21 protein-coding genes are annotated in these 21,938 nt (G+C 72.5%); 7 read left to right on the forward strand and 14 right to left on the reverse strand.

Annotated elements, in window-relative coordinates; translation table 11 throughout:
• The first annotated feature begins 21 nt into the window (after positions 1–21).
• Together ACZ4M3_RS30910 and ACZ4M3_RS30915 are read left to right on the forward strand one after the other, a co-directional pair.
• Positions 22–1,632: an ABC transporter permease gene (locus tag ACZ4M3_RS30910; RefSeq protein ID WP_467738195.1), complete on the forward strand. Its 1,611-nt coding sequence runs from the start codon at positions 22–24 to the stop codon at positions 1,630–1,632.
• Positions 1,632–2,663, forward strand: coding sequence for an ABC transporter ATP-binding protein (locus tag ACZ4M3_RS30915; protein ID WP_467738197.1), 1,032 nt, complete (start codon positions 1,632–1,634; stop codon positions 2,661–2,663). Before ACZ4M3_RS30910 ends, ACZ4M3_RS30915 begins: the two co-directional genes overlap by 1 nt.
• Positions 2,664–2,669: 6 nt before the next feature.
• Here ACZ4M3_RS30915 and ACZ4M3_RS30920 read toward each other — a convergent pair whose 3' ends face one another.
• From ACZ4M3_RS30920 to ACZ4M3_RS30945, 6 genes are all read right to left on the reverse strand, one after another.
• The gene (locus ACZ4M3_RS30920) at positions 2,670–3,581 is read right to left on the reverse strand and encodes a DMT family protein (protein ID WP_467738198.1); all 912 of its coding nucleotides are present in this window, start codon (positions 3,579–3,581) and stop codon (positions 2,670–2,672) included.
• An 86-nt stretch (positions 3,582–3,667) separates the two neighbouring features.
• A complete protein-coding gene (locus ACZ4M3_RS30925) occupies positions 3,668–4,759 on the reverse strand; it encodes an LOG family protein (RefSeq protein WP_467738200.1) in 1,092 nt (363 codons plus the stop codon).
• A gap of 26 nt (positions 4,760–4,785) precedes the next feature.
• Positions 4,786–5,868, reverse strand: coding sequence for a hypothetical protein (locus ACZ4M3_RS30930; protein WP_467738202.1), 1,083 nt, complete (start codon positions 5,866–5,868; stop codon positions 4,786–4,788).
• Positions 5,850–6,608 carry an ABC transporter ATP-binding protein gene (locus ACZ4M3_RS30935; RefSeq protein ID WP_467738204.1) on the reverse strand — a complete coding sequence of 253 codons (759 nt, stop codon included), beginning with the start codon at positions 6,606–6,608 and terminating at the stop codon, positions 5,850–5,852. Before ACZ4M3_RS30935 ends, ACZ4M3_RS30930 begins: the two co-directional genes overlap by 19 nt.
• A 192-nt stretch (positions 6,609–6,800) precedes the next feature.
• Entirely contained in the window at positions 6,801–8,162 is a 1,362-nt protein-coding gene (locus ACZ4M3_RS30940) for an aspartate aminotransferase family protein (RefSeq protein WP_467738206.1), read from the reverse strand.
• A gap of 3 nt (positions 8,163–8,165) precedes the next feature.
• Complete coding sequence (locus ACZ4M3_RS30945; RefSeq protein ID WP_073910973.1) at positions 8,166–8,669, reverse strand: Lrp/AsnC family transcriptional regulator; 504 nt, start codon at positions 8,667–8,669, stop codon at positions 8,166–8,168.
• Between the two features lie 168 nt (positions 8,670–8,837).
• Between ACZ4M3_RS30945 and ACZ4M3_RS30950 the strand changes: the two genes are divergently transcribed.
• On the forward strand, positions 8,838–10,277 hold the full coding sequence (locus ACZ4M3_RS30950) for a gamma-aminobutyraldehyde dehydrogenase (protein WP_467738208.1): 1,440 nt from the start codon (positions 8,838–8,840) through the stop codon (positions 10,275–10,277).
• A gap of 115 nt (positions 10,278–10,392) precedes the next feature.
• Positions 10,393–11,571, forward strand: coding sequence for a polyamine ABC transporter substrate-binding protein (locus tag ACZ4M3_RS30955; RefSeq protein WP_467738210.1), 1,179 nt, complete (start codon positions 10,393–10,395; stop codon positions 11,569–11,571).
• Positions 11,572–11,683: 112 nt separating this feature from the next.
• On the opposite strand, the gene ACZ4M3_RS30960 is transcribed toward ACZ4M3_RS30955, so the two are convergent.
• The 5 genes from ACZ4M3_RS30960 to ACZ4M3_RS30980 form a co-directional block, all read right to left on the reverse strand.
• Entirely contained in the window at positions 11,684–12,889 is a 1,206-nt protein-coding gene (locus ACZ4M3_RS30960; RefSeq protein WP_467738328.1) for a serine hydrolase domain-containing protein, read from the reverse strand.
• A 147-nt stretch (positions 12,890–13,036) separates the two neighbouring features.
• Complete coding sequence (locus ACZ4M3_RS30965; RefSeq protein ID WP_467738212.1) at positions 13,037–13,738, reverse strand: response regulator transcription factor; 702 nt, start codon at positions 13,736–13,738, stop codon at positions 13,037–13,039.
• The gene (locus ACZ4M3_RS30970) at positions 13,735–14,913 is read right to left on the reverse strand and encodes a sensor histidine kinase (protein WP_467738214.1); all 1,179 of its coding nucleotides are present in this window, start codon (positions 14,911–14,913) and stop codon (positions 13,735–13,737) included. The genes ACZ4M3_RS30965 and ACZ4M3_RS30970 overlap by 4 nt, the downstream gene beginning before the upstream one ends.
• Positions 14,910–15,599: a glycerophosphodiester phosphodiesterase gene (locus ACZ4M3_RS30975; protein ID WP_467738216.1), complete on the reverse strand. Its 690-nt coding sequence runs from the start codon at positions 15,597–15,599 to the stop codon at positions 14,910–14,912. Before ACZ4M3_RS30975 ends, ACZ4M3_RS30970 begins: the two co-directional genes overlap by 4 nt.
• A gap of 21 nt (positions 15,600–15,620) precedes the next feature.
• Positions 15,621–16,646: an adenosine deaminase gene (locus ACZ4M3_RS30980; protein ID WP_467738218.1), complete on the reverse strand. Its 1,026-nt coding sequence runs from the start codon at positions 16,644–16,646 to the stop codon at positions 15,621–15,623.
• A gap of 107 nt (positions 16,647–16,753) precedes the next feature.
• Between ACZ4M3_RS30980 and ACZ4M3_RS30985 the strand changes: the two genes are divergently transcribed.
• Complete coding sequence (locus tag ACZ4M3_RS30985) at positions 16,754–17,395, forward strand: DUF4190 domain-containing protein (RefSeq protein WP_467738220.1); 642 nt, start codon at positions 16,754–16,756, stop codon at positions 17,393–17,395.
• Between the two features lie 21 nt (positions 17,396–17,416).
• Here the strand turns inward: ACZ4M3_RS30985 and ACZ4M3_RS30990 are convergent, their stop codons facing one another.
• Entirely contained in the window at positions 17,417–18,178 is a 762-nt protein-coding gene (locus ACZ4M3_RS30990) for an SDR family oxidoreductase (protein WP_467738222.1), read from the reverse strand.
• 167 nt (positions 18,179–18,345) lie between these two features.
• Here ACZ4M3_RS30990 and ACZ4M3_RS30995 point away from each other — a divergent pair, with 167 nt between their 5' ends.
• The gene (locus ACZ4M3_RS30995; RefSeq protein WP_467738224.1) at positions 18,346–19,209 is read left to right on the forward strand and encodes a helix-turn-helix domain-containing protein; all 864 of its coding nucleotides are present in this window, start codon (positions 18,346–18,348) and stop codon (positions 19,207–19,209) included.
• A gap of 13 nt (positions 19,210–19,222) precedes the next feature.
• On the opposite strand, the gene ACZ4M3_RS31000 is transcribed toward ACZ4M3_RS30995, so the two are convergent.
• Both ACZ4M3_RS31000 and ACZ4M3_RS31005 read right to left on the reverse strand, forming a co-directional pair.
• Positions 19,223–19,648 carry an NUDIX hydrolase gene (locus ACZ4M3_RS31000; RefSeq protein ID WP_467738226.1) on the reverse strand — a complete coding sequence of 142 codons (426 nt, stop codon included), beginning with the start codon at positions 19,646–19,648 and terminating at the stop codon, positions 19,223–19,225.
• On the reverse strand, positions 19,645–20,202 hold the full coding sequence (locus ACZ4M3_RS31005) for an NADAR family protein (RefSeq protein ID WP_467738228.1): 558 nt from the start codon (positions 20,200–20,202) through the stop codon (positions 19,645–19,647). The genes ACZ4M3_RS31000 and ACZ4M3_RS31005 overlap by 4 nt, the downstream gene beginning before the upstream one ends.
• A 193-nt stretch (positions 20,203–20,395) precedes the next feature.
• Here ACZ4M3_RS31005 and ACZ4M3_RS31010 point away from each other — a divergent pair, with 193 nt between their 5' ends.
• Positions 20,396–21,910 (forward strand): gamma-aminobutyraldehyde dehydrogenase, encoded by a 1,515-nt coding sequence (locus tag ACZ4M3_RS31010; RefSeq protein ID WP_467738330.1) that lies wholly within the window; start codon positions 20,396–20,398, stop codon positions 21,908–21,910.
• The last annotated feature ends 28 nt before the right edge of the window (positions 21,911–21,938 follow it).

Genomic DNA, 21,938 nt, shown 5'->3' on the forward strand with positions numbered 1-21,938 from the left:
ACGGCCGTCAGGCTGGGTCTGATGGCCGTCCCGCTCGTCTTCTTCGGGCTGTTCTTCGCCTATCCCGTCGCCGCGATCGTGGGGCGCGGGCTCAAGACGGACGAGGGGTGGCAGTTCGGCCGGATCGGCGAGGTGCTGGCCCGGCCCGACATCGCCGAGGTGCTGTGGTTCACGACCTGGCAGGCGCTCGCCTCGACGGCGCTCACGCTGCTGATCGCGCTCCCCGGCGCGTACGTATTCGCCCGCTTCGACTTCCCGGGCAAGGGGCTGCTGCGGGCGGTTGTGACGGTTCCGTTCGTGCTGCCGACCGTGGTGGTCGGTACGGCCTTCCTCGCGCTGGTCGGCCGGGGCGGGCTGCTGGACGAACTGTGGGGGATCCGGCTCGACACCACCGTCTGGGCGATCCTGCTCGCGCACGTCTTCTTCAACTACGCCGTGGTCGTACGGACGGTCGGCGGGCTCTGGGCGCAGCTCGACCCGCGGCAGGAGGAGGCCGCGCGGGTGCTGGGCGCGGGGCGGTTCGCCGCGTGGCGGCGGGTGACGCTGCCCGCGCTGGCCCCGGCGGTGGCCGCGGCCGCGCTGATGGTCTTCCTGTTCACCTTCTCCTCCTTCGGCGTCGTGCAGATCCTGGGCGGACCCGCCTACTCCACCCTGGAGGTGGAGGTGTACCGGCAGACCGCGCAGCTGCTGGACCTGCCGACGGCCGCCGTGCTGACCATGGTCCAGTTCGCCGCGATGGGGCTGGTCCTGGCCGTGCACGCGCGGACCGTGCGCCGGCGGGAGACCGCCCTGCGGCTGGTGGACCCCGGCCGGACCGCGCACCGGCCGCAGGGGCCCGGGCAGCGCGCGCTGCTGGGCGGGGTGCTGCTGACGGTGGTGCTGCTGATCGTGCTGCCGCTCGGCGTGCTGGTGGAGCGCTCCCTCGACGCGCCCGGCGGATACGGGCTCGGCTTCTACCGGGCGCTGGAGCAGGCCGGGTCCGGGACCTTCCTGGTACCGCCGCTGGAGTCGATCGGGAACTCCCTGGAGTACGCGGTGGCCGCGACGGCCATCGCCGTGCTGATCGGCGGGCTCGCGGCGGCCGCGCTCACCCGGCGCGGCGGGCGGTTCGTGCGCGGGTTCGACGCGCTGCTGATGCTGCCGCTCGGGGTGTCGGCGGTGACGGTGGGCTTCGGGTTCCTGATCACTTTGGACGAGCCGCCGCTGGACCTGCGGACCTCGTGGATCCTGGTGCCGCTCGCGCAGGCGCTGGTGGGCGTCCCGTTCGTCGTACGGACCATGCTGCCGGTGCTCCGCGCGGTGGACCTGCGGCTGCGCGAGGCCGCCGCGGTGCTCGGCGCGTCGCCGTGGCGGGCATGGCGCGCGGTGGACCTGCCGCTGGTGCGGCGGGCGCTGCTGATCGCGGCCGGTTTCGCCTTCGCGGTGTCGCTGGGGGAGTTCGGGGCGACCGTCTTCATCGCCCGGCCGGACCGGCCGACGCTGCCGGTGGCCGTGGCGCGGCTGCTGGGGCGGGCGGGGGAGATGAACTACGGGCAGGCAATGGCCCTGAGCACGATTTTGATGCTGGTGTGCGCGGTGTCCCTGCTGGTGCTGGAGCGGCTGCGGCCCGACAAGACCTCGGGAGAGTTCTGATGACCTTGCTCCGGCTGGAGGGCGTGTCGGTCCGCTTCGGCGGGCGGGCCGCCGTGAACGCCTTGGACGGTGTGGACCTCACGGTCGCCGAGCACGAGACCGTCTGCGTGCTGGGGCCGAGCGGCAGCGGCAAGTCCACGCTGCTGCGGGTGGTGGCCGGGCTCCAGCCGGTGTCCGGCGGGCGGGTGCTGCTGGGCGGCGCCGACCAGGCCGGGGTGCCGGTGCACCGGCGGGGGGTGGGCCTGATGTTCCAGGACCACCAGCTGTTCCCGCACCGGGACGTGGGCGGGAACGTGGCGTTCGGGCTGCGGATGCGCGGCGGTGGCCGGAGCTCCCACGGGGCCCGGGTCGCGGAACTGCTGGAGCTGGTGGGGCTGCCCGGGGCGCAGGGCCGGGCGGTGGCCTCGCTGTCCGGGGGCGAGCAGCAGCGGGTGGCGCTGGCCCGGGCGCTGGCGCCGTCCCCGCGGCTGCTGATGCTGGACGAGCCGCTGGGGCAGCTGGACCGGGGGCTGCGCGAGCGGCTGGTGGTCGAGCTGCGGGGGCTGTTCGCCCGGCTGGGGACGACGGTGCTGGCCGTGACCCACGATCAGGGGGAGGCGTTCGCGCTGGCCGACCGGGTGGTGGTGATGCGGGACGGGCGGATCGCGCAGGCCGGGACCCCGCTGGAGGTCTGGCAGCGGCCCGCGTCGGAGTTCGTGGCGCGGTTCCTGGGCTTCGAGAACGTGACCCCGGCGGTGGTGTCGGGCGGGGTCGCGGCCACCGAGTGGGGCAAGGTCCCGGTCCCGGCCGGGGCGCCCGAGGGGCCGCAGCAGCTGCTGATCCGCCCCGCCGGGGTCACCTTGGGCGCGGACGGGCTCCGCTGCGAGGTGCTGTCCCGCACGTTCCGGGGGACGCACGTCGCGCTGCTGCTGCGGCCCGAGGCGGGACCGGTGCTGGAGTCCGAGTGCGGGCTGGCAGGGGCCCCGGCGGTGGGGGAGCGGGTGTCGGTGTCGTTCACGCCGTCGGAGGTGGTGGTCCTGCCGCCGCCGTAGGCCCGGTCAGCGGGACGCCGGGACCGGGTCGGGGACGGCGGCCGGCTGCGGATCGGCGGCGTCGTGGTTGCCGTACCAGGCCACCGCCACCGCGCCCGTCACGGCCAGGACGAAGCCCAGGGCCGCCAGCCAGGCCAGGCCCGGGCGGGACGCGTCGCCCAGCCACAGCACGCCGATCGCGCCGGGCAGCACCGTCTCCCCGACCACCAGCGCGGCCGTGGCCCCGTTCACCGACCCGATCTGCAGCGCGACCGTGTGCAGGTACATGCCTCCGACGCCCGCCAGCACGATCGCGTAGAGGGCCGGGTCGCTCAGGAGGGTCCCGAGCGAGAACGGCTCGATCCCGTCCAGGATCCGTACCCCGACCCCGAGCGCGCCGAAGGCCAGCCCCGACAGCAGGCCCGCCAGGATGGCGGCCCGCGCACCGAGGAGGCGTACGGCCACCGTGCCGCCCACGATGATCAGCAGGGTGACGGCCAGCAGCCACCAGTGCGTGGACATCGCGGCGTGGTGCCCGCCCTCGTGCCCCGCGGCCGTCGCCAGCAGCACCAGCGCCGCGCAGACCACCCCGATGGAGGTCCACTCCTTGCGCGAGAGCCGGATGCCGAGCAGTTTCACGCTCAGCACGGCCGTGATGACCAGGTTGGCGCTGATCACCGTCTGGGACAGGAACAGCGGGAGCAGCCGCGCCGCGAGCGCGCCCAGTCCGAAGCCCACGAAGTCCAGGATCGTGCCGACGATGAACTCCCAGGTCATCGCCGCTTTCGCGGTCGAGGACAGGTTGGGGCCGCCGTGCGCGGTCACCCCGGTCGCGGCCGGCGACAGGCGGGCCGCCCGCCGGGAGCCGACGGCTTGCAGGACGGATCCCGTGCCGTAGCAGATGGACGCCGCGATGGCGGTCAGCAGTCCTATGAGCACCGAGGGCTCCGTTCGCGTCTGGCAGATTTTGCGGTGTGATTACCTAAGGCAGACGTGCGGAGCGCCCGGGAAGTTGCCTGCGCCGGTCAGCCCATCGCGCCGAGGGCCGCCGGGACCTCGGCGACCGACTCGACCAGCGCGATGCGCGACTCCATGCCGCGGCCGCGGGCCAGGGCCCGGAGCAGCGGCCAGGCGGGCAGCTCCTCGGTCCAGTGCTGCCGGTCGACCAGGACCATCGGCGTCGGCTCGCCGCGCGAGGCGTAGTAGTTCGGCGTCGCGTTGTCGAAGATCTCCTGCACGGTGCCGGCGGCTCCCGGCAGGAACACCACGCCCGCGTTCGACCGCGCGAGCAGCCCGTCCTCGCGGGTGGCGTTCGCGAAGTACTTGGCGATGTGGCCCGCGAAGGCGTTCGGCGGCTCGTGCCCGTAGAACCAGGTCGGGATCCCCACCGAATCGCCGCCCGCGGGCCAGCGCTCCAGCACGGCGAAGGCGGCCCGCGCCCAGTCGGACACGGACGGCACGAAGGACGGCGCCTTGGCCAGCAGCTCCAGCGCCTCGGGGAGGGCCTCGTCGGGGGCCGGGGCCAGATAGGCGCCGAGGTTGGCCGCTTCCATCGCGCCCGGGCCGCCGCCCGTGGCCACGGTCAGCCCGGACCGGGCCAGGGTGCGGCCCAGCTCGGCCGCGCCCCGGTAGTCGGCGGCGCCGCGGGCCATGGCGTGGCCGCCCATCACGCCGACCACCCGGGCACCGGCCAGGTGCTCGTCGAGGGCGTCGGATATCGCGTCGTCGTGGATGGAGCGGAGCATCGAGGAGAAGACGTCGCCGTCCGACTTGGTCTCCTGGAACCAGGCGTAGGCCTGTGCGTCCGGGGTGGCCTCGTAGCCCGCCGACAGCCCGGTGAACAGCTCGTCGGCCGTGTACAGCAGGCTGCGGTACGGGTTGAACGGCAGGTCCGGAACCGGCGGGAAGACCAGGGCGCCGTCGGCGCGCACCTTCGCCGCGGCGTCGGGTTCCATCGCGCAGCCGAGGAAGACGGCGGCCGAGGTGTCGGCGGACAGCAGGGCGAAGGTCCGCTCCAGCAGGTTGACCGACTGGACGCGGTAGCCGCTCAGTGAGCCCCTGGCGACGACCTGGTCGAATTCGGCGAGCGTCTCGATCTCGATGTCTGCGTTGACCATTCGGCCCACCCTAAGGGCTGCGCGGGTCAGCGGGTCAGCGCGAGCGACGTCAGCTGTGCCACACCCCAGCTGAGCGGTACGCACACCACCACGAGCGCGGAGGCCCGCAAAGTGGCGGCCGTACGCAGCACCGTCCCCGGGGCGCCGAGGCCGGTCAGGGTTTCCCGGGTGGCGGCCCGGGCCTGCCGGGACTCCACCGCCGATGTGAGAAGTGTCGCGGCCGCGCACAGCGCCACGAGCGCCGCGGCGGGCCCGGTCAAAGGGCCGAGCGGGGCGAAGACGGTGCCCCGTTCGCGCAGGGCCAGCGCCGTGAGGGCGGCCGCACCGACCGCGCACAGCACGCCGAGGGGACGGCCCACCCGGGGGGCCTCCGCCTGGAGCGCCCGCCCGGCGAGCAGGCGTAGCGCGCCCGGGCGCACGGCCAGCACCAGGGTCCCGCAGGCGTGGGCCAGGCCCGGACCGGCGAGCGCGAGCCCGAGCGCGATCAGCGCCCACCCGGCGGGCAGTGCGGGGCTGCCCTGGCCTGCGTACGCCTGGAGGGCGAGCCCGCACGCGCACACCGCGACCCCCCACGGCACCCCGGTCTGCGGCGGCAGCCCGGCCCCGGCCGGCCGCGGGCGCAGGGCGAGGGCCGTCGCGGCGGAGGCGGCCAGCGGGAGCAGGGCCAGCAGGGTCAGCGCGGCCGCCACCGGGAGCGGCTGCTCGGCGTGGAGCAGACCGGAACCGGCCCCGTCGAAGGGCAGCCCCGCGAGCTCGCCGCGCAGGTGGAGCACGAGGGCCAGGGCCAGGGCGCTGCCCAGGGTGCAGGCGACGGCGGTGGAGACGGCGGCGGCCAGGGTGAGCCGTACGGGGCCCAGCCCGGCGGCGTCCATCCCTTCCCGGGGCCGGGTCGCCGGGTCGGTCCGGGCGACCGCGACCGCGAACTGGACGGTGGCGGCGAGCGGCACCAGCGCCCACAGCAGCCGAGGGAACGATCCGGCGGGCCGGGCGGTCGCCTCCGTGAGGACGTACAGCAGCAGGAACCCGGCGCCGGCCGAGGCGGCGGCGACGAGGAGCCGGCGCAGCTGGACCAGCGGGCGGGAGCCGCGGGCTAGGCGGAGAGCGAGCACGCGGCCTGGTCCTCCGTCGTCTCGGCGGGACCGGCCGAGGCGGCGGTGGCCCCGGCCGTGCGGCCGTCGAGCAGGGCGAAACGGCGGTCGGCGACGGCCGCGCTCTCCTCGTCGTGGGTGGCGAGCAGCACGGTGATCTCGTGTGAGCGGGCCGCGGTGGTCAGCGTGCGCAGCAGCAGCGACCGCTCGGCGCGGTGCAGCGGGGCCGTCGGCTCGTCGGCGAAGATCACCGCGGGCTCGTTGACCAGGGCCCGGGCCAGCGCGACGCGCTGCGACTCGGGTCGGGTCAGCGCGCCGGGCCGCTTGCGGGCGAAAGCGCCGATGTCCAGCCGGTCCAGCCATTCGCAGGCGGTGCGCTTGGCGGTGCGGTGCGCGGAGCCGGCGATCAGCAGGGGCAGCGCGACGTTCTCCCACACCTTGAGCTCGGGCACCAGGTGCGGCTCGGGGCCGATCCAGCCGAACCGGTCGCGGCGCAGCCGCTCGCGGGCCAGGGCGCCCATGGTGTGCACGGGGACGCTGTTGAACCAGACCTCGCCCTGCTCCGGCTTGAGCGAGCCGGCCAGACAGCGCAGCAGGGTGGTCTTGCCGCTGCCGCGCGGGCCGGTCAGGGCCAGGATCTCGCCCTGGCGGACGCCGACGGAGACGCCGATGAGGCCGGGCGAGCCGGCGTGGGAGTAGTGCAGGGACCGTGCCCAGAGGACGTCATCGTCGGGCGGGGCATCGTCTGCGGGAGCCACCATGGGTACACCTCCGTCCGGGGGAACGAAGCGGAGCCCCATCGGTCACTGGCGCCGCAAGGAGATGGAACGAGACGAAAGTCCCGGAAGGTGACAGCACGCGGCCCGGACCCCCGCGTTCTCACTCGAACGGGGGATCCGGGCCGTGTGGTTCGGACTGTTCACTGCCCGGCCGGAGCCGGTGGCAGCCGCTGCTTACAGCTTGGTCCAGGCCTCGGTGAGCACCGAGCGCAGGATGCCTTCGATCTCGTCGAAGGTGCCCTGGTCGGCGGTCAGCGGCGGGGCCAGCTGGATGACCGGGTCGCCGCGGTCGTCGGCCCGGCAGTACAGGCCGTTGTCGAAGAGCGCCTTGGAGAGGAAGCCGTAGAGCACGCGCTCGGTCTCCTCGTCCGTGAAGGACTCCTTGGTGACCTTGTCCTTGACGAGCTCGATGCCGTAGAAGTAGCCGTTGCCGCGGACGTCGCCGACGATCGGCAGGTCGTGCAGCTTCTGCAGCGTCGACAGGAAGGCGCCCTCGTTGTCCAGCACGTGCTGGTTGAGGCCTTCCTTGTCGAAGATGTCGAGGTTGGCCAGCGCGACCGCCGAGGAGACCGGGTGGCCGCCGAAGGTGTAGCCGTGCAGGAAGGTGTTGTCACCCTTGTAGAACGGCTCGGCGATGCGGTCCGAGATGATGCAGGCACCGATCGGGGAGTAGCCCGAGGTCATGCCCTTGGCGCAGGTGATCATGTCCGGTACGTAGCCGAACTTGTCACAGGCGAACATCGTGCCGAGACGGCCGAAGGCGCAGATCGTCTCGTCGGAGACGAGCAGCACGTCGTACTCGTCGCAGATCTCGCGGACCCGCTGGAAGTACCCGGGCGGCGGCGGGAAGCAGCCGCCGGCGTTCTGCACCGGCTCCAGGAAGACGGCGGCGACGGTATCGGCGCCCTCGAACAGGATCTCCTGCTCGATCTGGTCGGCGCACCAGCGGCCGAAGGCCTCCGGGTCGTCGCCGTAGATCGGGGCGCGGTAGATGTTGGTGTTCGGCACCTTGTGCGCGCCGGGGACCAGCGGCTCGAAGGGGGCCTTCAGGGCCGGCAGGCCGGTGATGGACAGGGCACCCTGCGGGGTGCCGTGGTAGGCGACCGCACGCGAGATGACCTTGTACTTGGTGTGCTTGCCCTGCAGCTTGAAGTACTGCTTGGCCAGCTTCCACGCGGTCTCGACGGCCTCGCCGCCACCGGTGGTGAAGAAGACCTTGTTCAGGTCGCCGGGGGCGTAGCCGGCGAGGCGCTCGGCGAGCTCGACGGCCTGGGGGTGCGCGTACGACCAGATGGGGAAGAACGCGAGCTGCTGCGCCTGCTTGTAGGCGACCTCGGCCAGTTCCTTGCGGCCGTGACCGGCGTTGACCACGAACAGTCCGGCGAGACCGTCCAGGTAGCGCTTGCCCTTGTCGTCGAAGATGTAAGTGCCCTCACCCCGCACGATGGTGGGGACGGGGGAGTTCTCGTACGACGACATGCGGGTGAAGTGCATCCACAGGTGGTCGTACGCGGTCTTGGAGAGGTCTTGGCTCACGGGCTATCGAGTTCCCCACATGTAGGTCTGCTTCTTCAGCTTCAAGTAAACGAAGCTTTCGGTTGATCGCACGCCGGGGAGCGCGCGGATCTTCTTGTTGATCGTCTCCAGCAGGTGGTCGTCGTCCTCGCAGACGATCTCCACCATCAGGTCGAAGGAGCCCGCGGTCATCACCACGTACTCGCACTCGGCCATCGCGGTCAGTGCGTCCGCCACCGGGTCGAGGTCTCCCTCGACGTTGATGCCGACCATGGCCTGACGGCGCAGGCCCACGGTGAGCGGGTCGGTGACGGCGACGATCTGCATGACGCCCTGGTCGAGCAGCTTCTGTACGCGCTGGCGTACGGCTGCCTCCGACAGGCCGACGGCCTTGCCGATCGCTGCGTAGGGACGGCGACCGTCCTCCTGCAGTTGCTCGATGATCGCCAGGGACACAGCATCGACCGAAGGGGACGGTTGTCTGTTCCTGGAATCTGCGCTTCGACTGACCACGACCTCACTGTGCACGAGGAGTCGTCGGTTCCGCAACCCGTAACCGATGTATTTCGTTGTCTTGACTCTCGGATTGCACGGATTTCGCAGTTCGTGGCATCCGGCTCTGTCGAAAGCGTCGTCGGACGAGATAGGCTGGGGATTCGTCTCAATCGTTGGACATTGATCAGGAGAGTGGCTGTAGTGACCACCGAACTGCGTCGTCTGCGCAACTACATCGGCGGAGAGTTCAAGGACGCCGCCGACGGCCGGACCACCGATGTGGTCAACCCCGCGACCGGCGAGGTGTACGCCACCGCCCCGCTCTCCGGTCAGGCCGATGTGGACGCGGCCATGGCGGCTGCCGCCGCGGCCTTCCCGGGCTGGCGCGACACCACTCCCGCCGAGCGGCAGAAGGCCCTGCTCAAGATCGCGGACGCCTTCGAGGCGCGCGCGGACGAGCTGGTGGCCGCCGAGTCGCAGAACACCGGCAAGCCGCTGGGCCTGACGGCCAGCGAGGAGCTGCCGCCGATGGTGGACCAGATCCGCTTCTTCGCGGGCGCCGCGCGCCTGCTGGAGGGCCGCTCGGCCGGCGAGTACATGGACGGGATGACCTCGATCATCCGCCGTGAGCCGGTCGGCGTCTGCGCCCAGGTCGCGCCGTGGAACTACCCCATGATGATGGCCGTGTGGAAGTTCGCCCCGGCCATCGCCGCGGGCAACACCGTGGTGCTCAAGCCCTCGGACACCACCCCCGCCTCCACCGTCCTGATGGCCGAGATCATCGACTCGATCCTGCCCAAGGGCGTCTTCAACGTCGTCTGCGGCGACCGTGAGACCGGCAAGGCCATGGTCGAGCACCCCACCCCGGCGATGGCCTCCATCACCGGCTCGGTGCGCGCGGGCATGCAGGTCGCCGAGAGCGCCTCGAAGGACGTCAAGCGCGTCCACCTGGAGCTCGGCGGCAAGGCGCCGGTCGTGGTCTTCGAGGACGCCGACCTCGCCAAGGCCGTCGAGGACATCGCGGTCGCCGGCTACTTCAACGCCGGTCAGGACTGCACCGCCGCGACCCGCGTGCTCGTGCACGAGTCCATCCACGACGAGTTCGTCTCCGCGCTCGCCAAGGCCGCCGCGGACACCAAGACGGGCCAGCCGGACGACGAGGACGTGCTGTACGGACCGCTGAACAACCCGAACCAGCTCAAGCAGGTCGCGGGCTTCATCGAGCGGCTCCCCGCCCACGCCAAGGTCGAGGCGGGCGGCCACCAGGTGGGCGAGAAGGGCTACTTCTACGCCCCGACCGTGGTCTCCGGCCTCAAGCAGGACGACGAGATCATCCAGAACGAGGTCTTCGGCCCCGTCATCACCGTGCAGTCGTTCACGGACGAGGCCCAGGCACTGGAGTACGCGAACGGCGTCGAGTTCGCCCTCGCCTCCTCCGTGTGGACCAAGAACCACGGCCGCGCGATGCGGATGTCCAAGAACCTCGACTTCGGCTGCGTGTGGATCAACACCCACATCCCGCTCGTCGCCGAGATGCCCCACGGCGGCTTCAAGAAGTCCGGCTACGGCAAGGACCTCTCCGCATACGGCTTCGAGGACTACACCCGCATCAAGCACGTGATGACCTCGCTCGACGGCTGACCCGGGGCGGCGGCCCGCGGGGCCGTCACGCACTGATCAGCGCAGAACGCTGAAGGGGCGGGCAGTAGACACGTTGTCTATTGCCCGCCCCTTCGCCTTGTCCCAGGCTTTGGGCATGCCTGAACTCCCCTTCTCCCGCCGCGCCGCGCTGCGCGGCCTCGGTGCCGCGGGCCTGCTGGCCGCCCTCAGCGGCTGCGGGGTGCCCGCCGCCTACGTCCCCGAGGACCGCCGGGAGGGCCCGGACCGCTCCGCCGGTGACCGCAGCCTCGCGTTCTCCAACTGGCCGCTGTACATCGACACCGACGACGAGGACGAGCAGCGCCGGCCGACGCTGGACGCCTTCTCCCAGAAGACCGGCATCGAGGTCCGGTACACGGAGGAGATCAACGACAACGACGAGTTCTTCGGCAAGGTCAGCCCGGCCCTGATGAACCACCAGCAGACCGGCCACGACCTGGTGGTGGTCAGCGACTGGATGGCCGCCCGCTTCGTCCGCCTGGGCTGGGCCCAGAAGATGGACCGCTCGACGCAGTCGAACGTGGCCAAGTACCTCGACCCGCAGCTGCGTTCCCCCGCCTTCGACGAGGGGCGGCTGCACACCGTGCCGTGGCAGTCGGGGATCACCGGCATCGCCTACAACCGCAAGTCGCTGGGCCGGGAGATCAAGTCCGTGAAGGACCTGTGGCACCCCGACCTGGCGGGCAAGGTGACGCTCTTCTCCGGACTCGACGAGTCCTTCGCCCTGTTGATGCAGGGCAACGGGGTGGACGTCACCCGCTGGACCGAGAACGACTTCCACCGGATGTGCGACCAGGTCGAGAGCATGGTGAAGAAGAAGCACATCCGCCGCTTCACCGGCAACGACTACACCTCCGACCTGAGCAAGGGCGACGTGCTGGCCTGCCAGGCGTACTCCGGTGACGTCGTCCAGCTGCAGGCCGACAACCCCGACATCGAGTTCGTGGTCCCGGAGGAGGGCGCCGAGCTCTGGGCGGAGAGCCTGCTGGTCCCCAACCTGGCCCTGCACAAGGCCAACGCCGAGGCCTTGGTCGACTACTACTACGACCCGGCCGTGGCCGGGTCACTCGCCGCCGCCGTCAACTACGTCTGCCCGGTCCCGGCCGCCCGCGAGGTGCTGGCCGCCTCCCCGGACAAGGAGACCGCCGAACTCGCCTCGAACCCGCTGATCTTCCCGGACGACGAGATGCGCAAGCGCCTCGTCGTGGCCCGGGACATCTCCTCGGCGGAGCGCCAGTCCTTCGCCAAGCGCTGGAACGCCATCGTCGGACTCTGAGTTGCGTCACGGTCCGGCGGCGTCTGGAGGCGATGCCGGCCCAGGAGGGTCGGCCTACGGTGCGCCGGGGCCGGGGCCGGAACCGGGGCGGTGTGCCGTCGGCTGGCGGGGGTTATGAGGCGTGCGGCTGGGTGAGGGCGGCCAGCAGGAGGCGCTGGACCACCGGGTTCGCCTCCTCTGCCTTCGCGTCGGTGGAATTGACCGAGTAGACCAGCGTCCGGGAGAGGTCCCGGGTGCCGCCTATGCCGGTGCTGTAGCCGAGGCGGCTCCCCGACTTGCCCCATACCTCGGTGCCGTCCGGCATGACGAACCTGGACAGGCCCGCCGTCAGGACGGCGTCCTCGCCGCTCTCGACGTCCTTCACCGCCGGGACGGTGAACATCTCCTCCAGCTGCGCCCGCGGTACGACCCGCCCGGCGAACAGGGCCACGGTGAACCGCTCCAGGTCCGCGGTGGTCGAGATGATGTCACCCGCCGCCCAGCGGCCGGAGCTGTTCCACACCGACACGTCCCGCAGCTCGGTCGAGCCGTCCGGACGCGGCACCGCCTGGTAGCCGTGGTTGTACGGCCCCGGTATCCGGGTCTGCGTCCGTCCCGGGAAGGAGGTCCGGCTCAGACCCAGCGGACGCAGGATGCGCCGCTCGACCTGTTCCTCGTACGCCGTGCCCGTCAGCTTCTCTATGAGGGCACCCAGGACGGTGTAGTTGATGTTCAAGTAGTGCTGCGCGCTGCCCGGGTCGAACTCCGGCCCCTTCGCGAGCGCGTTGGCGATCTGCTCGTGCGGATCGATGACGTCGAAGCGGTGGTCCCACTGCGCCTCGAAGGCGTCCCCCGGGCCGTCGGCCGACTGGATCCCGCTCGTGTGGTTCAGCAGCTCGCGCACCGACACCGACGGGAAGCGGTCGGGGAAGGTCCCGGGCAGGTACTGCTGGACCGGCTTGCCGAGGTCGAGCCTGCCCTCCGCGGCGAGCTGCAGGACCACCGCCGCCGTGAAGGTCTTGGTCACCGATCCCGCCCGGAACCGGCCCTGCTCCAGGGCCGGGCGCCCGGTACGGAGATCCGCCACCCCGGCGACCCCCTGCCAGCCGCCGCTCGATCCGCCGACCCGCACCAGGGCGGCCGTCGCATCCCGGCTCCCGGCACCGACCCCCTCCAGCGCCTTCGACAGCGCCTTCGCGTCCGGCGCGGTGGAGAAGACCGGCACCGAAGGCTTCGCCGACGCGGCGACCGGCCCCGGTGCGGCATGGGCGACGGCCGTCCCGGACACGATGCCCAGGAGCAAGGTGGCGGCGATCAGAGTGCGGGCACGCGCGTTCATCATGGGATCCCCCTCGTCCTCATCGAGGCGACCTCCGCCCCGATGGCCCCAATGCTCCAGGTCACACGGGTAGTTGCGGATCACCAACAAGAGGGGTCTTCAGCGGTACGACAACTCACCTGCGCGAGCGAGCCGACACCCCGTCTCTCACTCCCCAGAGGGAGTACCCCGCACGGGGGACCCGCCTCCCGCCGCGATCAGCCCCGTCTCGTAGGCGCAGATCACCGCCTGGATCCGGTCCCGCAGACCCAGCTTGGCCAGCACGTTCCCCACGTGCGACTTGACCGTGTGCTCGGTCACCGTCAGCGCCGCCGCGATCTCCGCGTTCGACAGCCCCCGCCCCAGGTGCAGCAGCGTCTCCCGCTCCCGCGCCGTCAGCGCCTCCAGCCGCCCGGCCGGCAACGCCGCCCCGGGCGCCGGACGCGCCGTCACCGCCGTGTACTCCTCGATCAGCCGCCGCGCCACCGAAGGCGCCAGCAGGGACTCGCCCGCCGCCACCACCCGTACCGCGTGCACCAGGTCGTCGCGCCGCACGTCCTTCAACAGGAACCCGCTCGCCCCCGCGTGCAGCGCCTCGTAGACGTACTCGTCCGAGTCGAAGGTCGTCAGCATCACCGTCCGGCAGCCGCCCAGCGCCGAGATCGTCCGGCACGCCTCGATCCCGTCCGTCACCGGCATCCGGATGTCCAGCAGCGCCACGTCCGGCCGCAGCTCCCGCACCGCCGCCACCGCCGCCGTCCCGTCCCCGGCCTCCGCGACCACCTCGATGCCGTCCTGCGCGTCCAGGATCATCGCGAAGCCGCTGCGCACCAGTTCCTGGTCGTCGGCCACCACCACACGGATCGTCAACTCGCCACCTCCGGCGCCGAGGCTACCTCCGAGGTCACCAGGGTCACGCGGACCCGGAATCCGCGGCCGCCGGGACCCGGACCACACTCGGCCGTCCCGCCGTGCGCCGCCGCCCGCTCGCGGATCCCGATCAGGCCGTGACCGCCCCGCGAGCCGCCCGGCCCCCGCCCGTCGTCCGTCACCGACACGGTCAGCGCCCCCGGCGCGTAGTCCAGCCGCACCGCGGCCCGCACCGCCCGGGCGTGCTTGACGACATTGGTCAGCGCCTCCTGTACGACACGGTGCACCGTCGCCTCCAGCGCGGCCGGCAGGCCGCGCACCTCGCCCGTGCGCTCGTACGCCACCTCCAGGCCACTGCTCCGTACCCGTTCCAGCAGCCCCGCCAGCTCCGCCACGCCCGGCTGCGGGCTGCGCGGCGCCCCCTCCTCGGTGCGCAGCACTCCCAGCATCGAACGCAGCTGCGCCATCGCCTCCCGCCCCGTCCCCGCTATGGCCTCGAACGCCGCCTCCGCCCGCTCGGGTGCGCGGCGCACCGCCACCGGACCGGCCTCCGCCTGCACGATCATGATGCTGACGGCGTGCGAGAGGATGTCGTGCATCTCCCGAGCGATCCGGGCCCGTTCGCGCGCCGCCGCCTGCTCCGCTTCGATCCGGTTGGCCCGCTCCAGCTCCGCCGCCCGCGCCTCGACCGCCCGGGTGTACGCCTGCCGCGTGTACTGGAGGCGGCCGAGCGCGTACGCGGCGACCGACACGAACACCGTGAAGAGCAGCTCGCGCGCCGACCCCGTGTTCCACCCCACCGACACGGCGACCGCCACCACCGTGAACAGCGCCACCACCAGCCGCACCCGGGCCGTGCACCGCAGGGCCACCGTGTAGAAGGCGATCAGCCCCGCGTACGGAAGCGGCTGCCCCGGCCCGTCCAGTGTCAGCTTGCACACCCCGCCCACCACGAGGACGGCCACCAGGACCGTCACCGGGGCCCGCCGCCGCCAGACCAGCGGCAGCACCCCGAGCGTGGTCATCCCGTACGAGGCCCAGTCGGCCGGCGGCAGGTCGGCCGCCCGGGGCACCACGAACGGCATCGAGACGGCCAACTGCACGAGCAGCGTCAGCCCCAGGTCCTGCCGGCGCGGACCGGCCCGCCGGAACCGCTCCCCCCAGGCGCGTATCACCGCCCGAGCTCGGCCCGCACCGCCGCCAGCGCGTCCACCCGGTTCGTGGTGACGGAGTCCACCCCGGCCGTGATCAGCGCCCGCATCGTCCGCTTCGTGTCCGCCGTCCAGGCGGACACCTTCAGCCCGTCCCGGTGCACGGCGTCGGTCAGCTCCCGGCTGACCAGCCCGAACCGGTAGTTCAGCCAGGCCGGCTTCACCGCGTCGATCAGCACCCGGCGCGGCGGCGAGAGCGTGGTCCAGGTCAGGGCGATCTCCGCCTGCGGGTCGGCGGCGCGGACGGCCAGCATCGAGTTCGGACCCGCGCAGTAGTACGTGCGCTCCCGCGCACCGCAGGCGCGGACCTCCTCGACGACCGCCCGTACCGCCTCCGGCGTGGCCCCCGGCAGGTCCAGCATCAGCCGGCCGGAGCCGGCCGCCGCCAGTGCCTCGCGCAGCGCCGGGACCCCGCCCGCCGTCATGTCCCTGAGCTGCGCGGCCGTGACGGCGTCGAGCCGTACGTCGTGGCCCCACAGCCGCTGGAGCGTCTCGTCGTGGAGCAGGACGGGGACCCCGTCGCGGGTCAGCCGTACGTCGACCTCCACCGCGTCCGCCCCACGGGCGAAGGCGGAGCGGATCGAGTTGAGGGTGTTCTCACGGACTCGGTAGGGATCGCCGCGGTGGCCGACGGCAGTCAGGGTGCGCATGGCCCCCATTCTGCGGGGCCGTCAGGAGGCCAGCCACGCCTCCGTGTACGTGTCGATCTCCGCGATGAGCTTCGCCTTGCCCGCCGGGTCCAGGAAGGAAGCCTCGACGGCGTTCTTCGCGAGCGACGCGAGCCCGCGCTCGTCGAGCTCGAGCAGCCGGGCGGCGACCGCGTACTCGTTGTTGAGGTCGGTGCCGAACATCGGCGGGTCGTCGCTGTTGATGGTGACGAGCACGCCGGCCCGCACCATCTCCTTGATCGGGTGCAGGTCGATGTCGGTGACGGCGCGCGTCGCGATGTTGGAGGTCGGGCACACCTCCAGCGCGATGCGGTGCTCGGCGAGGTACGCGAGCAGCGCCGGGTCCTGGGTGGCGCTGGTGCCGTGGCCGATGCGCTGGGCGCCAAGCTCGTTGATGGCGTCCCAGATCGTCTCCGGGCCGGTGGTCTCGCCGGCGTGCGGGACGCTGTGCAGGCCGGCCGCCCGGGCGCGGTCGAAGTACGGCTTGAACTGCGGGCGCGGCACGCCGATCTCGGGACCGCCCAGGCCGAAGGAGACCAGGCCCTCCGGGCGCAGGTCGACGGCGAGCCGGGCCGTCTCGGCCGCGGCCTCCAGGCCGGCCTCGCCGGGGATGTCGAAGCACCAGCGCAGGACGACGCCGAGCTCGTCCTCGGCCGCCTTGCGGGCATCTTCGATGGCGGCCATGAAGGCGTCCTCGTCGATGCCGCGACGGGTGGAGGAGTACGGGGTGATGGTCAGCTCGGCGTAGCGGATGTTCTGCCGGGCCATGTCGCGGGCAACCTCGAAGGTGAGGGTGCGTACGTCGTCGGGAGTGCGGACCAGGTCCACGACCGACAGGTAGACCTCGATGAAGTGGGCGAAGTCGGTGAAGGTGAAGTAGTCGACCAGGGCCTCGGGGTCGGTGGGAACCTTCGAGTCGGGGTGCCGGGAGGCGAGTTCGGCCACGATGCGCGGGGACGCGGAGCCCACGTGGTGGACGTGCAGTTCGGCTTTGGGGAGCCCCGCGATGAAGGGGTGCAGGTCGGGCATGGAGGCCTCCGGAAGGACGCGGGTGCGGGCAGGTCGGCTTCATCGTAGGCAGGCCGGGCCGTGTCGGTGCCGGCGCATAGCATGGATGTACGAGAGGGGGGCGCCGCATGACCGACCACCAGAGCCCTGAACCGAGGGACCCGTGGGCGCCGCCGCCCGAGCGGCCCGCGTCGGAGCCTGCCGGGCCGAAGGACGCGCCGGGCGGCCCGGGGGGCCACGAGCACCCGACGGTGGCGGGGCCGCCGGGGGCGGGGAGCGCGCCGGCGGCCTACGGGTACCCGGCGCAGCCGGACCCGGGTGGTTACGCCTACCCCGGGCCGGCGACGCCGCCGGTCCAGCCGGGGTTCGGTGCCCCGCCCGGGTACGGGGGGCAGCCCCCTTACGGCGCTCCGCCCGGCTACCCGGGGTACCCCGGGTATCCCGGCTACCCGCAGCCGAGCAACGGTTTCGGCGTCACCGCGCTCGTCCTCGGGATACTCGCGGTGCTGGCCTGTCCCACCGTGTTCGGGTCCGTCGTGTTCGGCATAGCGGCGGTCGTGTTCGGCGCGCTGGGCCGGGGCAAGGCGAACCGGGGTGAGGCCACCAACGGCGGCGTCGCGCTGGCCGGCCTCATCTGCGGCGTGGTGGGCATCGTGATCGGCGCCGCCCTGACGGTGCTGCTCATACTCGGGCCGGGCCCGTTCTCCGGTTCCGGCGGCGACGACTACCACGGCCCGTCGTCGGACCCCCAGGTGCAGGAGCGGATATGACCGCACCGGCCTGCCGGACCGTCATGCCTGGGTGGTCGGCTGGATGACCAACTGACGCAGGTTGACGTGGCGGGCGCGGCTGGCGGCGTAGGCGACCAGGTCCGCCACGTCCTCCGCCGCAAGGGGGCCGATCGCGTCGAACATGCCCGAGAGTTCCGATGCCAGGGCGGGGTTGTCGATGCCCTGCGGCAGCTCGGTGTCGGTCATACCCGGCTCGATGTTCGTGACCCGCACCCGCTGCGGGCTCAGTTCCGTGCGCAGGGACTGGGAGAGGTGGGTCAGCGCCGCCTTCGTCGCTCCGTAGACCGCGTAGTCGGGGAAGTGGAGGTGCGCGGCGATGGAGGAGATGTTGACCAGGTCGGCGGTGCCGCCCTCGGCGGCGCGGGAGACCAGGTCCGGGGTGAACGCCCCGATGACCCGCAGCGCCCCGCCGACGTTCGTGTCGAGCATCCGCTGCCACTGATCGGTGCGGCCGTCCCGGATCGGGTTGGGCATCATCACCCCGGCCGCGTTGACCACCAGGTCCACCGGCCCGAACCCGCTGTGGACGCGCTCGACGGCGGCGTCGACCGCGCTCTGCTCGGTGATGTCGGCGGCGGCGGTGAGCGCCCGGCCGCCCTCCGCCCGGATCTTGCCGGCCACTTCTTCCAAGCGGTCGGCCCGGCGGGCGAGCAGGGCCACCTGCACGCCGTGGCGGGCGAGCAGCAGCGCGGTCGCGGCGCCGATCCCGCTCGCGGCCCCCGTGATCAGGGCGGTGCGGCCTTCCAGGGTTGCGTACGTCATTGCCGTGGCTCCTTCGCGTCCCGTCTCCGGAGGCGTTCCGGTGACGTGACCCAGCCTGGCCGCGCGGCCCGGACCGGCCCAGGGTCGTGCTTTTCCTGGGACTGCCAGTACCAGGCTGACCGCTCGGCCTCCCGGCGCCGACAGCCATCCTGACTAAGATCGAACGCATGACCGGGGACATCGGAGACTTCCTGCGCTCGCGCCGCGCCCGCATCCAGCCCGAGGAGACGGGCCTGCCCTCGCACGGCCGGCGCCGCGTACCGGGACTGCGGCGCGAGGAGGTGGCGCTGCTCGCGGGTGTCAGCGTCGACTACTACATCCGCCTGGAACAGGGCCGTGGCCCCAGCGTCTCGGACGCGGTGCTCGACGCGATCGCCCGGGTGCTTCGGCTCAACCCCACGGAGCACTCCCACCTGCGCGCCCTGGCTCGTCCCGCCCCGGCGCCCGAAGCGGTCCAGGAGGTCCGTCCCGGGGTCAGGCTCCTGCTGGACGCCGTCGGCGGGGCCGCGCCCGCCTTCGTCCTCGGCCGCCGGATGGACATCCTGGCCTGGAACGCCCTCGCGGACGCCGTCGCCGGCCACTCCCGCATGCCCGCCGACTCCCGCAACATCGCCCGTCACGTCTTCCTCGACCCGGCCGCGCGCGAGCTGTACCCGCAGTGGGCGCGGATCGCCGAGGAGACCGTCGGCTATCTGCGCCTCGACGCGGGGCAGCACCCGGGCGACCCGCTGATGGCAGCGCTGACGCAGGAGCTGGCGGACCGGAGCGAGGAGTTCCGGCGGCTGTGGGCCGACCACGCCGTCAAGGAGAAGACCCACGGCGTCAAGCTCATCGACCACCCCCTCGTCGGCAGGCTGGTGCTTCCCTACGAGACGCTCGCCCTGCCCGGCGAACCCGATCAGCTCGTGGTCGTCTACACCACGCCGCCCGGCTCCGAGACGGCCCGCCGCCTCGCCCGCCTGGCCGCCGCGGCCCCGGACGCCACCCCCCGACAGCCGGACGCACCCCTCCCGCAGCCGGTACGGGGATAGGGGCGCGGCGGGGTCAGACCGACGCCGCCATGAGCAGCGTCGGCACCATGACCTCGTCGTGGCCGACCAGGGCGCTCGCGAGCGGGACCCAGACCAGCCCCACCATCCGGGGACAGTCGCACTCCAGGTCCCCGTCGACGCCCAGCCGGGGCTCCCCGGGTCCCACCTCGACCCGGTAGCAAGAGGTCCACCCCGACGGGTAGGGAGCCTCGTAGGCGTACCGCACCGCCAGGGCCGCCAGACCGGTCTCCTCGGCCACCTCCCGCCGGACCGCCTGTTGCGGCTCCTCCCCGGGCTCCAGGCCGCCGCCCGGCAGGGTCCAGTACTCCGGGCCGTCGTGCCGCCCGGCAGGGCCCCGGCCGCGCTCACGGACCATGAGCAGACAGCCGTCCCGGATGATCACCGCCGCGACCCGGCGGCGCTCCGCCGCCGGGCTCACGCTCCGTCCGCCACCCGCAGCCGGTCCCGGGCGTCCATCAGGGCGAAGCCCAGCAGGTTCAGGCCCCGCCAGCGGGCCGGATCGCCCACGCGCTCGTCGTCCGCGGCCAGCCCGATGCCCCAGATCCGGTCGAGCGGGCTCGCCTCCACCAGGACCCGGTCGCCGGTGCCCAGCAGGTACGCCCGCAGCGCGGGATCGGAGCCGAACTTGTGCACGCTGCCCGCCACGACCAGCGCGTACCGCTCCCGCTCCCACACCGCCTCGTCGAAGCCGCGCACCAGCCGGCCGGCCTTCTTCGCCGCCGCCGGACTCCCCGCCTCCACCGCCGCGCGCTCCGCCTCGGCGTCCCCGAACAGGCGTGCCTTCCCGGCCATCATCCAGTGCTCCGCCGAGGCGTAGCGGACCTCACCCACAGTGAAGGGCGCGGGCCACCACTGGCTGAGACAGCTCGGTCCGAGACTGCCGTCCGGCCTCGGGCGGTGTCCCCAGAAAGGCAGGTACTTCACCCGCTCACCACGGCTGACCTGGCCGATCAAGTTGTCGATCTTCTCCATGCACGCGAGTCTGGCAGTCGCCACTGACACTTCGTACGGGATTTCGGGTGTGCCTCGACACATGGTCGACCGATTCCGTCGCGTAATCAAAAGGCAACAACGGAATCACTTGGCCGAGAGGTGCACCTCTGTCAGGATCGGCACTCAATTCGGGTCCACCCCGAACTGTAGCTACGGAGAGCGTGAGAGCGTGATGGGCAGCCGCTTCCAGTTCAAGGACCGCTTCGCAGAGGGCGCGCAGTACATCGACGGCCGGCTCCGGTCCGGCACCTCAGGACGGTCACACACCGTCGTGGACCCCGCCACCGGCGCCGAGGTGCTCACCTACGAGCTCGCCGGCCCGGCGGACGTGGACGAGGCCGTCGCCGCCGCGAAGCGGGCCTTCCCCGCCTGGTCCGCGGCCACCCCCGGCGAGCGCTCGGACGCACTGCACCGGCTGGCCGCCGTACTGGCCGAGCAGGCCGAGGACTTCGCGTACGCGGAATCCCTCCAGTGCGGCAAGCCGATCAAGCTGTCGACGGAGTTCGACGTACCGGGGACCATCGACAACACCGCCTTCTTCGCGGGCGCCGCACGCCACCTCCAGGGACAGGCGGCCGCCGAGTACTCCGGGGACCACACCTCCTACGTACGGCGCGAGGCCATCGGCGTCGTCGGCTCGATCGCCCCCTGGAACTACCCGCTCCAGATGGCGGCTTGGAAGATCCTCCCGGCGATCGCCGCGGGCAACACCATCGTGCTCAAGCCCGCCGAGCTCACGCCGCTGACCTCGCTGATGTTCGCCCAGGCGGCGAAGGACGCGGGCCTGCCGGACGGCGTGGTCAACATCGTCACCGGCGCGGGCCGGGACGCGGGCGAGCACCTGGTCGGCCACCCGGACGTGGTGATGACCTCCTTCACCGGCTCCACCGCCGTCGGCAAGCGCGTCGCCGAGATCGCGACCGCCACCGTCAAGCGCCTCCACCTGGAGCTCGGCGGCAAGGCCCCGTTCCTCGTCTTCGACGACGCCGACCTGGAGGCCGCCGCGCACGGCGCCGTCGCCGCCTCCCTCATCAACACCGGCCAGGACTGCACCGCCGCCACCCGCGCCTACGTCCAGCGACCCCTGCACGACGCCTTCGTGGCCCGGGTCGCCGAGCTGATGGAGACCGTCCGCCTCGGCGACCCCTTCGCGCCGGACACCGACCTCGGCCCGCTGGTCTCGCACGCCCAGCGCGACCGCGTCGCCGGCTTCGTCGAGCGCGCCCGCGCGTACGCCACGGTGGTCACCGGCGGCGAGGTCCCCGGCGGCGAGCTGGCGCAGGGGGCGTACTACCGGCCCACGCTGATCTCCGGCGCCGCGCAGGACAGCGAGGTCGTCCAGTCCGAGATCTTCGGCCCGGTCCTCGTCGTCCTGCCCTTCGACACCGACGACGAGGGCATCGCGCTGGCCAACGACACCCCGTACGGGCTCGCGGCCTCCGCCTGGAGCCGGGACGTCTACCGGGCGGGCCGCGCCACCCGCGAGCTCAAGGCCGGCTGCGTCTGGGTCAACGACCACATCCCGATCATCAGCGAGATGCCTCACGGGGGCTACAAGGCGAGCGGCTTCGGCAAGGACATGAGCGCCTACTCCTTCGAGGAGTACACGCAGGTCAAGCACGTGATGTATGACAACACCGCGGTCGCCGCGAAGGACTGGCACCGCACGATCTTCGGGGACAGATAGCCGAGACCGCCCGACCGAGCGGCACACC

It is taken from the genome of Streptomyces sp. NPDC026522, assembly GCF_055567555.1.